Raw genomic sequence first — 14025 nt, 5'->3', positions numbered from 1 at the left:
ATTTATTCGTGCTCCCCGATACGGAACAACAGCCTTTGCATGAGCTTCCCCTGGGCGAGGACGGGGCCGGCCGCCGCGAAGGAGCCCGGTCCCGGGGACCCGCATCCCAGCGATGGAGCAGCCCTTGACCATCTCGAGCCGCCAGGAAGCCCGCCTTCTGACCGCCGACGAGGCCGAGCTCGTCGGCCGGTCGCACCACCCCCGGATCCAGGACGTCGCGACCCGGGACCTCGACGACCTGATCCGCCGCCTGCGCGAGCGCCGGGACCGGGCCCGCGGCATCGCTCACCGCCAGCGCCGGGAGATGCGCGGCCGGGCTTCGCCCGCGGGCGCGCGGCCCGCCGCGGACGATACCGGCTCGCGCCACAAGGCGGCGTTGCTCGCCTCGGCGGTCAAGCGCGCCAGCAAGGAGCGGGAGCGCCGCCGCGCGGCCGAGGCCCGCGGCGGCCTGGTCTTTCATGCCCGGCGCGCCCTGGCTCTGCGGCGCGAGGCCGGCGACCCGGCCTCCGGCCGGCCGGACTCGCGCACCGCGCACGAGGGCATGAACCCGGTCCCGAACGAGAGCGAGGCGCCGTCGGGGGCGCTCCGGCAGGAGGGCCAGGAGATCGCCATGCGCCGGGGCGGCGGGCCGCGCTGAGCTGAGCCCACACGGCCTTCCGGGCGTTCCAATCCGAAAGGCCGTCGATACGCATCAGGTCGGGCGGTACTTGTTCAGCACCCGCGCCACGTCGGCCGGGCCGGCGAAATGGCCCGCATCGGCCGCGGCGATCCCGGCCGCCACCTTGTCGAGGAACCGCTCCTGCCAGTCGAGGGAATGGCCGTGTTCGAGGGCGTTGGCGACGACCTCGGCCGGTGACCGTCGCGATCGCGCGGCGATGGCGTCGACGCGGGCTTGCAGGGCAGGAGCGATTTTCAGGGTGTCGGCCATGCCGTCATGATGCCATCGATCCGTGAGGCTTGCGGGGGACGGCGATGGGGGCGTGCGCCATTCCTGCTTGGCCCAGGTGGGACATTTCAATCCGGCGCCTGCACGTGCAATTCGCATAATGTAGGTTATGGAACGGAAGGCTGGCTCGGGGCCGTGCGGGATGGGTTCTGCCGGGCCGCGTCGCCTGCGGTTTCCCTTCTGGCCGGCGCGAATCGGGTGCATGATGGCGGCATGACCGAGCTTCTCGAGAAAGCTGTCGCGCGCGTCCGCGCCCTGCCACACCTGATCTTCTACACCGCAACCGAAGACGAGGTCGTCGTGGTCGGCATCCATCACGGTGCCCGCGACCCCGCGACGATGCCGGACGCGCCATGACGAGCACGCTTCCACCGACCGCCAACCTCTTCGCCGGCCTGTCCGCGACGCCCCGGCCCGACGAGACCGTCGACATCCTGGCGCGAACCCCGCAGGCCCGCATCGAGCGGATCGTCTCCACCGGCCAGGCCAGCCCGCCGGGCTTCTGGTACGACCAGCCCTGGGACGAGTGGGTCGTGCTGCTCTCGGGATCCGCCGGCCTGCACCTGCACGGCGAGCCGGCGCCGCGGCGGCTCGCGCCCGGCGACCACCTGATGATCCCGGCGCATCGGCGCCACCGGGTCGAGTGGACGGATCCCGACGCGCCGACGGTCTGGCTCGCGATCCACCTCCAGCCGGCGGATCAGCCGTCGATCTCGACGGTGAGCCCGTCATAGGCCGGGACCACCCCGGGCGGCAGGCGCCGGCTGAGCTCGCCGTAGTCGAGGTCGGTGTGGAGGTTGGTCAGGATGGCGCGGCGCGGGCGCACCTCCTCGATCAGCGCCAGGGCGTCCGGCACCGAGAAGTGGGTCGGATGCGGCGTGTCGCGCAGCGCATCGATGATCAGGAGGTCGAGGTTGTCGAGCTGCGCCTTGGCGGCGTCCGGCATGGTGCTGACGTCCGGCGCGTAGGCCGCGTCGGCGAAGCGGAAGCCCAGGGCCGTCTCGGGCCCGTGCTCCATCGCGAAGGCCGTGGCGGTCACCGGCCCGCCCGGGCCCTCGACGGTCACCGGCGCGCCGGTCTCGAGTTCATGCAGGTCGAGGATCGGCGGGTAGAGGCTGCCTGGCCGCGAGGTGAAGCAGTAGCCGAACCGGGCCTTGAGCAGCGCCGAGGTCTCGGCGTCGGCATGGACCGCGATGCGCCGGCGCATGTGGATCACCATGGCGCGCACGTCGTCGATGCCGTGGGTGTGGTCGGCGTGGGAATGGGTGAACAGGATGCCGTCGAGGCGCTGCACCTCGGCGTCGAGGAGCTGCTCGCGCAGGTCCGGCGAGGTGTCGACCAGCACGGTCGTCGCCTCGCTCCCGGCCTCCCGGCGCCGCACCAGGAGCGAGCAGCGCCGGCGCCGGTTGCGCGAATCGGCCGGGTCGCAGGCGCCCCAGCCGTAGCCGACCCGCGGCACGCCGCCCGAGGAGCCGCAGCCCAGGATGCGAAGGGTCAGGGTCGGCATGCGTGTCAGAACCCTCAACGGTGGGCGGCGGCCTTGTCGAACAGGCGGTAGAAATTGTCGGTGGTGAGCGTCGCGAGGTCGCCGGCGCTCATCCCCACGGTCTCGGCCAGCACCCGGGCGGTGTCGGCGACGAAGGCCGGCTCGTTCGGCCGGCCCCGGTGCGGCACCGGCGCGAGGTAGGGCGCGTCGGTCTCGACGAGCAGGCGCTCGCGCGGCACGGAGGCGGCGATCGACCGGATCTCGTCCGAGTTGCGGAACGTGACGATGCCGGAGAACGAGATGGAGAGGCCGAGCTCCACGCCGACCTCCGCGAGGCGCCGCCCCGACGAGAAGCAGTGCAGCACCGCCTTGAACGGGCCCTCGGCCATCTCCTCGGTGAGGATCTGCGCCACATCCTCGTCCGCCTCGCGGGCATGGATGACGAGGGGCAGCCCGCTCTCCCGCGCCGCCGCGATGTGGGTGCGAAAGACGCGCCGCTGCACGTCCCGGGGCGCGTAATCGTAGTGGTAGTCGAGCCCGGCCTCGCCGATGCCGATGCAGCGCGGATGGCGCGACAGCGCGACGATCTCGGCCGCCGGCACGTCCGGCTCGTCGCCGGCCTGGTGCGGGTGGGTGCCGACCGTGAACAGGATCTCGGGATGCGCCTCGCTTAAACGCCGGTAGGTCTCGAACCGGGCGACCCGTGTCGAGATCGTCACCATCCGGTCGATCCCGGCGGCCTTCGCGCGGGCCAGCACCTCGGGCAGCCGCTCGGCGAGGCCGGGCGAGTCGAGGTGGCAATGGCTGTCGACCAGGCTTGCGCCTTGCGGGCTGTCGACCAGGCTCACGCCTCGGGCTCCACGTAGCGCGGGAAGATCGGGCTCGGCGCTGGCAGGCTCGTGCCGGGCACGAGGCGACCGCCCGTCCCGACATCGGCGAGGGCGCGCGACTCAGGTCGCACCGCCAGCAGGTCGAGGAGCCGGGCGGCGGCGTTCGGGATGAAGGGCTGGACCAGGATGCCGACCGCCCGCAGCACCTCGGCGGTGGTGTACAGAACCGCCTCCATCCGGGCCGGATCGGTCTTGCGCAGGGTCCACGGCTCCTGGCCGGCGAAGTAGCGGTTGGCCTCCGCCACCACGGCCCAGATCTCGGCCAGCACCGCGTGCAGGGCGAGGTCCTGCATCAGCCCCCTCGCCTTCTCCGGCAGCGCGTCGGCCATCGCGAGGAGCGCCCGGTCGGCGGCGGAGGGCTCGCCCGCGTTCGGGACCTGACCGCCGCAATTGCGGGCGATCATGGTCAGCGAGCGCTGGGCGAGGTTGCCGAGGTCGTTGGCGAGGTCGGCGTTGAGCCGGTTGACGATCGCCTCGTGCGAGTAGCTGCCGTCCTGGCCGAACGGCACCTCGCGCAGCACGAAGTAGCGCAAGGGGTCGACGCCGTAGGTGTCGGCCAATCCCACCGGGTCGACGACGTTGCCGACCGACTTCGACATCTTCTCCCCCTTGTTGAGGAGGAAGCCGTGGCCGAAGACGCGCTTCGGCACCGGCAGCCCGGCCGATAGCAGGAAGGCCGGCCAGTACACGGCGTGGAAGCGGATGATGTCCTTGCCGATGACGTGGAGGTCCGCCGGCCAGTGGCGCCAGCGCGGATCGGCCTCGTCGGGAAAGCCGCAGGACGTGATGTAGTTCGTGAGCGCGTCGACCCAGACATACATCACGTGGGCGGGGCTGCCCGGCACCGGCACGCCCCAGTCGAAGGTGGTGCGGCTGACCGACAGGTCCTGCAGGCCGGAGCGGACGAAGCTCGTCACCTCGTTGCGGCGGGTGTCGGGGCCGATGAAGTCCGGATGGGCCTCGTAATGGGCGAGCAGGCGCTCGGCGTAGGCCGAGAGCCGGAAGAAGTAGCTCTCCTCCTCGACCCACTCGACCGGCGTGCCGGTCTTCTCCGCCCGGCGGCTGCCGTCCGGCGCCGTGACCAGCTCGGATTCGTCGTAATAGGCCTCGTCGCGGACCGAGTACCAGCCGGCATACTTGGCGAGGTAGATGTCGCCGTTCGCCTCCATCCGGCGCCACAGCGCCTGGGCGGAGGCGATGTGGTCGGCGTCGGTGGTGCGGATGAAGCGGTCGAACGAGCAGTCGAGCCGCTCGGCCATGGTGCGGAAGCGCGGCGCCATGTCGTCGACGAAGGCGCGCGGGCTGATCCCGGCCTTGGTGGCGGTCTGCTGGATCTTGAGACCGTGCTCGTCGGTGCCGGTGGTGAAGAACACGTCGTAGCCGTCGAGGCGCTTGAAGCGCGCGATGGCGTCGGCGGCGATCACCTCGTAGGCGTGGCCGATATGCGGCACCCCGTTGGGGTACGAGATGGCGGTGGTGATGAAGTACGGCTCGCCCGCCACGACTTGAGTTCCCGGATGGTTGGCTTCGGATCGCTCAGGCGCCCTGAGGCGGCGCCCATCCGAGCCTTAGAGCAAATTCGGGCGGCGGTGCCCACCCCTTCCGGCGGCCTTTCCGGCTCCGCTCAGGCCCCCACCGCCCATTGGCACGGCTCGTCGGTCTGAGCTCGCGCGTGCTGCGCCGCCCGGTCGAGCCGGACCGCATGGTTGATGATCGCCATGTGAGTGAAGCCCTGCGGGACGTTGCCGCGCTGCTCGCCCGTCGCGGCGTCGATCTCCTCGGCGAACAGCCCGAGGTCGTTGCCGCGGGCGAGAAGCCGCGCGAAGAGCGGCTCGGCCTCGTCCATGCGCCCGGCGAGCGCCAGGCAGCCGACGCGCCAGAAGGCGCAGGCCGCGAAGGTCGCTTCCGGGTGCTCGAACCCGTCGCCGTTGCGGTAGCGGTAGAGCAGGTCGCCGTCGCCGAGCCCGGCGCTCACCGCCTCCAGGGTGGCGGCGACCCGGGGCGAGTGGGCGTCGAAGGCGCCGAACAGCACCGTGCGCAGCACGGCCGCGTCGAGGTCGTCGGAGCCGTAGGCCTGGGTGTAGGCCCCCACCCGCGCGTTCCAGCCCTTCTCGTGGTACTCGGCCCGGATCTCCGCGGCGGCCCTCCGCCATTCCTCGACCTTGTCGGGGCTCGCCACGTCCACCTCCTGCGCGATCTGCACCGCCCGGTCGAGGGCGACCCAGAGCATGCCCTTGGTGTGCAGGATCTGGCGGGTCTCGTCGCGCAATTCCCAGATGCCGTGGTCGGGCGCGTGGCGGCAGCGGATGACATGGTCGGTGAGGTGGCCGAGTGCCTCGGGAAGATGGTCGTTGACCTTGACCGGCGGGTCGTAGTCGACGGCGTCGAGGAAGGCGTGGAGCGCCACCAGGAACTCGCCGTAGATGTCGTACTGGTGCTGGCCGGACGCGGCGTTGCCGATCCGCACCGGGGAGACCCCGCGCCAGCCGCGCAGGTGATCGAGAATCTCCTCTTCCGGCACGCGCCCGTTGATGCCGTACATCAGCTTCAGGTCGCGGCCGCGGGTCTTGTCGGCGTCGCGCAGGAAGCGCAGGAACTCCGCCGCCTCGCGCACGTAGCCGAGATTGACGAAGGCCGTGACGGTGAAGCTCGCGTCCCGCATCCAGACGTAGCGGTAATCGAAGTTGCGGGTACCCGGCACCGCCTCCGGCAGGCTGGTGGTGGCCGCCGCGATGATCCCGCCCGAGGGGGCGTGGGTCAGGAGCTTCAGCACCAGGGCGCTGCGCAGCACGCTCTCCCGGTGCGCGCCGTCATAGGTGCAGCGGCCGGACCATTCCTCCCAGTAGGCCTGTGTCGCCGAGAGGCTCGGCCCGGCCTCGTCCACCGCGCCGTCGTCGTTCTTCCGGTGGGCGAGGACCAGGGACACGCCCTCCCCGGCCTGCAAGGCGAAGGCCGCCTCGACCCGGTCGCCCGCGAGGCTGAGCGGCACCGTGGCGGCGACGCGGATGCCTTCCGGGCGGCCGAGCCGCCGGCACAGCACCGTGCCCTGCGCCTCGGGTTCGAGGGCGGCTCCGTCGCGGGCGTAGTCGAAGGTCGGGCGCACGCGGAAACGCCCCGTCACGGTGCCGGCCTCGCAGGCGAGGATCCGCACGATCCGGCCGCGCGGGTCGCCGTCCGGTCCCTCGTCGGGCACGGAATCCAGCGGGTGGATCGGCATGAAGTCGGTGAGGGTCGCGCGGCCGGTCGCGGTGACGAAGGTGGTCTCCAGGATGCAGGTGCCGGCCTGGTAGCGGCGATGCGTCTCCCGCACGCCCTCGAGGGCGAGGTCGCAGAACCCGCCCTTGTCGTCGTCGAGGAGACGCAGGAACGCCGCCGGGCTGTCGTGGCAGGGCCAGCACAGCCAGTCGATCGATCCGTCGCGGGCGACGAGCGCCGTCGTGCAGGTATCGCCGATGATGGCGTAGTCCTCGATCGGCCGGTCCGTCACGTCGCCTCGCTACCAACACAGGTTAAAGCGCGGGGGTAACGGTTCGCCGGGAGGCCGGGTTTCGGGGCGCGACGGTTTGCGCCGCACCATCGAGTCGCGCGCGTCGGATCCGCACGCGTCAGGCCGCCGAGACCCGGCCGACGAAGTCCTGCACGCGACCGCGCAGGCGCGCCGTCTCGGCATGCACGGCGGCGGCCGCCTCCCCGACCCCGGCGATCGCCGCGACCGTGCCGCGCAGGCCGCTCGCCGTGCCGTCGATGCTGCGGTCGGTCTCGGCGGTGAGGCCGGCGGCGGCCTCGGCGCCGCGGCCGATCTGGTCGGCGCTCCGGTGCTGCTCGGCGACGGCGCGGGCGGTCTCGCCGGCGATGGCCTCGATCGCGTCGACAGCGCCGCCGATGCCGCGGATCACCGCGACGGCGCCGGCGGTGGCGGTCTGGATGCCGGCGACCTGGCGGGTGATCTCCTCGGTCGCCCGCGCCGTCTGTCCGGCGAGTTCCTTGACCTCGGCGGCCACCACCGCGAAGCCGCGCCCCGCCTCGCCGGCCCGGGCCGCCTCGATCGTGGCGTTGAGCGCGAGCAGGTTGGTCTGGCCGGCAACGCCGGCGATCAGCGCCACCACGTCGCCGATGCGCTGCGCTGCCCCGGACAGACCCGCGACGGCGCCGTCGGCGGCGCTGACCTGGGCGTTCGCCTGGGCCACCCGTTGCGCGGTCTCGTCGGTCTGCCGGCCGACCGCCGCCACCGCCCCGGCGAGGGCCGAGGCCGCCCGCGCCACGCCCTCGACGTGGCTGCGGGTCCGCTCCGAAGTGCCGGCGGCGCCGGCGGCCTCGCGCTCCATCGCGCGGGTCACCGCGCCGAGCCGGTCGGCCGAGCCCGCCATGGCGGCGACGGTGGCATCGACCTCGTCGAGGGCGGCGAGCACGCCGTCCTCGAAGGCGCGGATATGCGCCTCGACCCGGCGCCCGCGCTCCACCAGCAGGTCCTGCTCGGCGTTGGAGGCGGCCAGCGCCGCCCGCTCGACCATCCGATCGCGAAACCCCGCTACCGCCCGGGCGACGGCGCCGACCTCGTCGCGGCGCTCCAGCCCGACGAAGCGCACCGCGAGGTCGCCTGCCGCGAGCCGGTCGGCCTCGGCGACGAGATGCACCAGCGGGCGCGACACGCTCCGGGCGATCAGCCAGGCCGCGCCGAGCCCGGCCGCCGCCAGCACGGCGCCGATGAGCAGCATCCCGGTCATCTCCCGCTCGAGGCCGGCCCGGGTAGCGGCGGCCCGCATCTCGGCGTCGTGGGCGCCGGCCTCGCGCACCGCGTCGAGGCTCGTCCGCAGGGCGGCGCTGCGCCGGCTCATTGCCTCCTGGGTCGGGATCTCGCGGGACCGCTCCAGGCCGAGCAGGATCCCGGCGTCGCGCTGCCAGCGCGCCGTCTCGGCCCGGGCCTCGCGCACCAGGGCGCCGACCGCCTCCGATTGCGCCGTCGCGCCGAGCCGGTCGAGGGCGGCGGAAAGGCCCGCGGTCTCGGCCCGGAAGCCGGCCTCGACCGTGCCCGGATCGAGGAAGTCGGTCATCGCCAGGACGCGGGCGAGGATCGCCTCGGCGCGCCCGAATCGCACCTTCGCCTCCTCGCCGGCGGCGCCGGAGGCGAGGCTGAGGCCGGTGACGGTGCCGAGCCGGCCGACGGCGGCGATGCCCTGCCAGCCGACGAGGGCCGCCAGCAGTCCGCCGGCGAGGAGGAAGCCGAGGAGCGGCAGCAGGAGCTTGGTTCTGATCGACATCGGGGGACCCGGGAGGCGGCGCGGGGCTCGAGGCGACCGCACGGGCACGCCCGCCGCGGCGGGCGGGGGGCGGGCGTGTCGCGGCCGTGAGAGGGGAAAGACGCTTAGAGAGCCGCGCGATCGCGCTGCCATCGCGCAGCTCTCTAAGTCTTTGTGTTGTCGCATTGTCTTCGACGAACCGGCATCCACTTCGTCGGAAAATGCTCTAGTTCGGCAGGTTGGGCAGGGCCGTCTCGGTCTGCTCGGCCGTCAGGGAGCGCAGGAAGGCGAGGAGGTCCTGGCGCTCGGGGGCGCTCAGCGCGATTGCCCGCATCAGGGGCGACTTCGACGGCCGCTCGACCCCGCCGCCCTCGTAGAAGGTCAGGATCGCATCGAGGTCGGCGAACTGCCCCGCATGCCCGAACGGCGCCCGGTAGGTCAGGTTGCGCAGGCCCGGTGTCTTGAAGGCGTGGCGCGCCCCCGGCTCGTCCGGCGCGATTCCCGCGCGGCCGGGGTCCCGGGTCGGGATGCCGAGGTCGTGGAACCGGTTGTCGGTGAAGTTCCAGCCGGTGTGGCAGGCGGCGCAGCGGGCCTTGCCGGCAAACAGCGCGAAGCCGCGCTTGGCCGCCGGCGTGATCGCGTCCTCGCTGCCCTCGACCCAGCGGTCGAACGGCGCCCAGCCGGCCACCACCGTGCGCTCGTAGGTCGCGACCGCGGTCAGCAGGGCCTCGCGGCTCACGCCGGTCTCGGGAAACAGGCGGCGGAACTGCGCGTCGTAATCCGGGATGGCCTTCAGGCGGGCGACGATCTCCGGGAACTTGCCGTTCATCTCGACGGCGGCGGTGATCGGCCCCTGCGCCTGCGCCTCCAGGCTGGGCGCGCGCCCGTCCCAGAACAGCACCGGCATCCAGGCGGCGTTGAGGATGGTGGGCGCCTTGCGCGCCAGCGGCGTGTTGGTCGCCCCGATGGCGCCCGGCACCGGGACCTCGAAGCCGAAGGACGGGTTGTGGCAACTCGCGCAGCTCAGGTTCTGCATCCCGCTCAGGCGCGGATCGAAGAACAGCATCTTGCCGAGCGTCGCGAGCTGCGGCGAGTACGGGGCGTTCTCCGGAAACGGGATGCTGGCCGGCCGCCGGTAGAGCGCCCTGAGGGCGGCGATGTCCGGCTCCGCCGCGGCAGCGGCCCCGCCGAGCAGGAATGCGGCGAGCGCGAAGACCCTGAGCGTCATCGTTGTCCTGGATCTGCCCTAGGTGCCGTCCGTCCGGCCCCTCTCACGGGTAGAAGATCACCGTGAACGAACGATTAAAAATCGTCTTGTCCTAGGGTAACAGGAATCAAATCTCAGGTCGGTGCTCGCGCGGGCGACGGATCGGGCGGTGCGGCGTTCCGCCGTCGCGGGCGCCGGCGGGCCACGGTCGGCCCGGCCGGTTCTCAGTCGAGCCAAGTGCAGGCGACGGCCAGGGAGGCGATGGCGAGGACGGCCCGGCGCGCGTCGCGGATGGTCACGAACAGGTGCAGCCGGTCCTGGCGGCGGGCCTCGTCGCGGGCGATATCGGCCAGGATCCGCATGGCATGCGCCCGGGCGGCGTCGCGGTTCGGCCACTCGCTGCCCTCGTCGTCGCGGTGCGACAGGTCGTGGTCGTTGATGTCGAAGAAATAATGCGGCACGGGTTGCCCCAATGGTGTGAGAGGGCCTCCGGACCGAGTTGTCCGGAACCCACCGGCCGGCCCTGCCGATCGGGGCCGCGGTGACGATTCCCTAGGACGCAGCGGCAATCGCCGCCCTCGCATATGTTTATCGAAGGCGATTTTCCCTCTCGGCGCAAACAAGTACGAGAATTACCAGATTATACCGCTATCGACTGGGCTCATGACGTCGCGCCGCTGCCGTTTCCGCCGGCATGCATCGGCGAATTCCTTCGGCGGCGATCCAACTGCGCACGCGACTTTCTCGCACGACCCGATCTGTGTAAGCTGGCGCCTTGAGACCGAAGCGGCCCGGGGGCTGCCGGGCGACCATGACGGCCGGGGACGGACGCGCGCCTTCGGCGACGTCTCGCGGCTCGCGAAGGAGAAGGACAGCGCCCTGCGGCTCTCGCTCTACACCGACCTGTCGCTGCGCCTGCTGCTCTATCTCGGGGCGGTGGAGGCCGGCACCTGGACGACGACGCCGGCCGTCGCCCGCGCCTTCGGGGTGTCGCTGCACCACCTGCAGAAGGTCGCGCGCGGGCTCACCGAATCCGGCTACATCGAGGCGCGGCAGGGCCGCGCCGGCGGCGTGCGCCTGGCCCGGCCGCCGGCGGAGGTGCGGCTCGGCGCGGTGGTGGCGGAACTCGAAGGGCTCGGCTGCCTCGTCGAGTGCGCGCGGGGCCCCTGCCCGCTCGCCGGACGCTGCCTCCTGAAGCACGCCCTCGACGCGGCCGAGCGCAGCTTCGTGCGCGAGCTCGACCGCTTCTCCCTCGCCGACGTGCTCGCCGGCCCGACCGGCGCGGCCATGCGGGACCTGATCGGGCGCGAGGCGGGGCCGGGCCCGTAGGGCTGTCCCTCCGGCGAAGTTCGCCTCAGATCACGCCGCCTCCCTGGCCGCCCGGCGCTCGGCGGCGGCGGCCTGCCAGATCTCCCGGGCGGCGTCGGCGTTCATCGCCGCGATGCCGAGGCCGACGACGAGGTCGGGCCAGGGGGACAGCGTGGCGGCGGTGACCAGCCCCGCCGCCACGATGGCGACGTTGGCGACCGCGTCGTTGCGGGCCGACAAGAACGCCGCCCGGGTCAGGCTGCCGCGCCCCTCGCGGTGGCGGGCCAGCATCAGCGCGCAGGCGAGGTTGACGGCGAGCGCGCCGAGGCCGGTCAGGGTCAGCGGCAAAGGGGCCGGGGCCGCGAAGGCGCCGATCTTCTGCCAGGCGGTCCACAGGGCCGCGAGACCCGGCAGCAGCAGGATGCCGGCCATCACGGTGCCGAGCCGCGCCCGCGCCGCCGGCCGCCAGCCGAGGCCGGCGACGATCAGGAGGTTGAGCGCCGCATCCTCCAGAAAATCGACGCTGTCGGCGACGAGCGCCACGGAGCCGATCGCCACCGCCACCACCGCCTCGATCCCGAAATAGCCGAGATTGAGCAGGGCGACGCGCCGCACGGTGGCGCGCAGGGCGGGATCGGGATCGGAGGCGGTCACGGGGCGGGTCTCGCGGCGGGGAGGCCGGGATTCTATGCCCCGATCGGGCGGACCGGGCCAGGGGTGTCCTGCGGGGGGACCCGCCGACCCGCATCGGTGCCATGCCGTCCGGACGGTTGCGCCGCGCGGCCGCGCCGAGGCCGACCCGCAGGCGCTGAACCGACGAACGCCGCCCCGGCGGTCCGGGGCGGCGTTCGCGATGATGCTCTATTTCGAGGATGCTCTCGCGACGGCTTTAGGCCGCCCGCACCGTGTCGAGGAAGCGGGCCACCTCGGCCGAGAGATGCTCGGACTGGTGCGACAGCTCGGTGGCCGCGCCCAGCACCTGGCTCGCCGCCGCACCCGTCTCGTCTGCGGCCCGCGCCACGCCGGCGATGTTCGCCGTCACCTCGCCGGTGCCGGCCGCTGCCTGGGAGACGTTGCGGACGATCTCCCGGGTCGCCGCGCCCTGCTCCTCGACGGCCGCGGCGATCGAGGTCGCCACGCCCGAGATCTCCGCGATCCGGGCGGTGATCCCGCTGATCGCGCCGACCGCCTGGCCGGTCGAGGCCTGGATCGCCGCGATCTGGCCCGTGATCTCCTCGGTCGCCTTGGCGGTCTGGCCGGCGAGCTCCTTCACCTCCGCCGCCACCACCGCGAAGCCGCGGCCGGCCGCACCCGCGCGGGCCGCCTCGATGGTGGCGTTGAGCGCCAAGAGGTTGGTCTGCGCGGCGATCGACGAGATCAGCCCGACCACGTCGCCGATGCGGGCGGTCGCCTCGGTCAGCGCCCGCACCTGCGCGGCGCTCTCGCCGGCCTCGGCGACGGCGGCGCCGGCGAGCCGCGCCGAGCCGTCGACCTGGCGGCCGATCTCCTGGACCGAGGCGCCGAGCTCCTCCGCCGCCGCGGCCACGGTGCCGACATTCGCGGCAGCCTGGGTCGCGGCCGCCGCGACGCTGCCCGACTGGCCTGCGGTCTCCTGCGCGGTGAGGGTCATGGTCTGGGCGGTGGCCTGCAGCTCGGTGGCGGAGGCCGTGACGGCGCCGACGATGCCGCCGACCGCCCGCTCGAAGGCGTCGGCCATCTCGCGCATCGCGTGGCGGCGCTGCGCCTCGGCCCCGGCCCGGGCGAGCGCGGTCTCCTCCTCGAGCTGGCGGGTGCGGACCAGGTTGTCGCGGAACACCGCCAGCGCGCCGGCCATGGCGCCGAGCTCGTCCCGGCGCGCGGCGCCGGGGATCGCGGTCGCGGCATCGCCCTCCGCGAGGCGGCGCATCGCGCCGGTCATCTCGCCGAGGGGCCGGACGATGCGGAGCAAGCAGAACAGCACTGCCGCGAGGGTGACGAGGACGGCGACCGCGAAGGTCGCCACGGTGATGCGGCTCGCCTCGGCCCGCTCGGCCCGGGCGGCCTCGCCCGCCTGGGTGCCGGCGGCGGCGTTGATCCCGACGAGCTTGCCGGCGGTGTCGATCGTCGACCGGTAGGTCGCGTTCATCGGGCCGCGGAAGAAGGCGTCGATCTCGGCTTGGGCAGGCATCTGCTTCAGGCGGGCCCAGTCGGCCCGGAACGCCGCGACCTTCGCGGTCACCTCGCCGAAGGTCTCCTGCTCGGCGGGCGAGCTGATCAGCGTGCGGTAGCGCGCCATCCGCTCGCCCAAAGCCGCGTCCAGCTCCGAGAAGTTCTTGGCAGAGAGCGCCTTCTCGGCCTCGTCGGCGGCCGTGATGAAGCGGAACTGCCAGAGCCGGGCGCGCATCACCAGGGCGTTGATCGCGTGGGCCTCGTTGATCGAGGGCATCGCGTCGTCGGCGAGCCTGGCGATGCGGGTCTCGATCGAGTCGAGCTTCCACAGGGAGACGCCGCCCTGCGCCAGGGTCAGCAGCAGGAGGATCCCGAACAGCCCGCTCAGGCTGCTCTTCAGGGATATGCGCATGGAATGGATCGCCAGTGATCGGACAGAACAGGATGACCCTGTTGTGGCTCCGGCATCGCTAAAATTCTGTTAATGGATCCAAGTCCCGTGGTAACCAGCTAACGTCGTATTACGACGATGCTTGAACTCAGGAATTGCTCAGCCGCCCCACCAAGACCCTGCGGAATGGATGGGGATGCGCTCAGCCGCCGTCCCATGATGCTCACGCCTGCCGCAGGGTCGGACGCGGCGGCGCCCGCCCCCCCCGGCCCCCCCCCCCCCCCCCCCCCCCCCCCCCCCCCCCCCCCCCCCCGGCCGCCCCCCCCCCCCCCCCCCCCCCCCCCCCCCCCCCCCCCCCCCCCCCCCCCCCCCCCCCCCCCCCCCCCCCCCCCCCCCCCCCCCCCCCCCCCCC

General features: G+C 73.1%; 12 protein-coding genes and 1 pseudogene. 3 read left to right on the top strand and 10 right to left on the bottom strand.

Annotated features, from left to right (window positions below; all coding sequences use genetic code 11):
* Positions 1-124 precede the first annotated feature (124 nt).
* A complete protein-coding gene (locus tag ABZT49_RS02235; protein WP_355282453.1) occupies positions 125-637 on the top strand; it encodes a hypothetical protein in 513 nt (170 codons plus the stop codon).
* 54 nt (positions 638-691) lie between these two features.
* Here ABZT49_RS02235 and ABZT49_RS02230 read toward each other — a convergent pair whose 3' ends face one another.
* Positions 692-1261: a hypothetical protein gene (locus ABZT49_RS02230; RefSeq protein WP_355282451.1), complete on the bottom strand. Its 570-nt coding sequence runs from the start codon at positions 1259-1261 to the stop codon at positions 692-694.
* A 38-nt stretch (positions 1262-1299) separates the two neighbouring features.
* Between ABZT49_RS02230 and ABZT49_RS02225 the strand changes: the two genes are divergently transcribed.
* Positions 1300-1680 (top strand): cupin domain-containing protein, encoded by a 381-nt coding sequence (locus tag ABZT49_RS02225; protein WP_355282449.1) that lies wholly within the window; start codon positions 1300-1302, stop codon positions 1678-1680.
* Here ABZT49_RS02225 and ABZT49_RS02220 read toward each other — a convergent pair.
* The 7 genes and pseudogenes from ABZT49_RS02220 to ABZT49_RS02190 all read right to left on the bottom strand — a co-directional run bounded on the left by ABZT49_RS02220 (position 1647) and on the right by ABZT49_RS02190 (position 10227).
* A complete protein-coding gene (locus tag ABZT49_RS02220; protein WP_355282447.1) occupies positions 1647-2453 on the bottom strand; it encodes an MBL fold metallo-hydrolase in 807 nt (268 codons plus the stop codon). The genes ABZT49_RS02225 and ABZT49_RS02220 overlap by 34 nt on opposite strands.
* Positions 2454-2467: 14 nt before the next feature.
* Positions 2468-3280: a TatD family hydrolase gene (locus tag ABZT49_RS02215; RefSeq protein WP_355282443.1), complete on the bottom strand. Its 813-nt coding sequence runs from the start codon at positions 3278-3280 to the stop codon at positions 2468-2470.
* Positions 3277-4824: a methionine--tRNA ligase gene (gene metG / locus ABZT49_RS02210; protein WP_355282440.1), complete on the bottom strand. Its 1548-nt coding sequence runs from the start codon at positions 4822-4824 to the stop codon at positions 3277-3279. Before metG ends, ABZT49_RS02215 begins: the two co-directional genes overlap by 4 nt.
* Positions 4825-4946: 122 nt before the next feature.
* The gene (locus ABZT49_RS02205) at positions 4947-6809 is read right to left on the bottom strand and encodes a glycoside hydrolase family 15 protein (protein ID WP_355282437.1); all 1863 of its coding nucleotides are present in this window, start codon (positions 6807-6809) and stop codon (positions 4947-4949) included.
* Between the two features lie 118 nt (positions 6810-6927).
* Positions 6928-7974: pseudogene (locus tag ABZT49_RS34255) on the bottom strand (methyl-accepting chemotaxis protein); the annotation flags it as partial.
* 811 nt (positions 7975-8785) lie between these two features.
* Positions 8786-9787 carry a cytochrome c peroxidase gene (locus ABZT49_RS02195; protein ID WP_355282431.1) on the bottom strand — a complete coding sequence of 334 codons (1002 nt, stop codon included), beginning with the start codon at positions 9785-9787 and terminating at the stop codon, positions 8786-8788.
* Positions 9788-9990: 203 nt separating this feature from the next.
* A complete protein-coding gene (locus ABZT49_RS02190; protein WP_355282428.1) occupies positions 9991-10227 on the bottom strand; it encodes a DUF6894 family protein in 237 nt (78 codons plus the stop codon).
* A gap of 202 nt (positions 10228-10429) precedes the next feature.
* Here ABZT49_RS02190 and ABZT49_RS02185 point away from each other — a divergent pair, with 202 nt between their 5' ends.
* Positions 10430-11095: an Rrf2 family transcriptional regulator gene (locus tag ABZT49_RS02185; RefSeq protein ID WP_355282426.1), complete on the top strand. Its 666-nt coding sequence runs from the start codon at positions 10430-10432 to the stop codon at positions 11093-11095.
* A gap of 30 nt (positions 11096-11125) precedes the next feature.
* Here the strand turns inward: ABZT49_RS02185 and ABZT49_RS02180 are convergent, their stop codons facing one another.
* Entirely contained in the window at positions 11126-11728 is a 603-nt protein-coding gene (locus ABZT49_RS02180) for a cation transporter (RefSeq protein ID WP_355282423.1), read from the bottom strand.
* A gap of 235 nt (positions 11729-11963) precedes the next feature.
* Positions 11964-13634, bottom strand: coding sequence for a methyl-accepting chemotaxis protein (locus tag ABZT49_RS02175; RefSeq protein WP_355282420.1), 1671 nt, complete (start codon positions 13632-13634; stop codon positions 11964-11966).
* Positions 13635-14025 lie beyond the last annotated feature (391 nt).

This window comes from Methylobacterium sp. EM32, assembly GCF_040593685.1.
Classification (GTDB): Bacteria; Pseudomonadota; Alphaproteobacteria; order Rhizobiales; family Beijerinckiaceae; genus Methylobacterium.
This window is presented reverse-complemented; position numbering and strand designations above follow the sequence as displayed.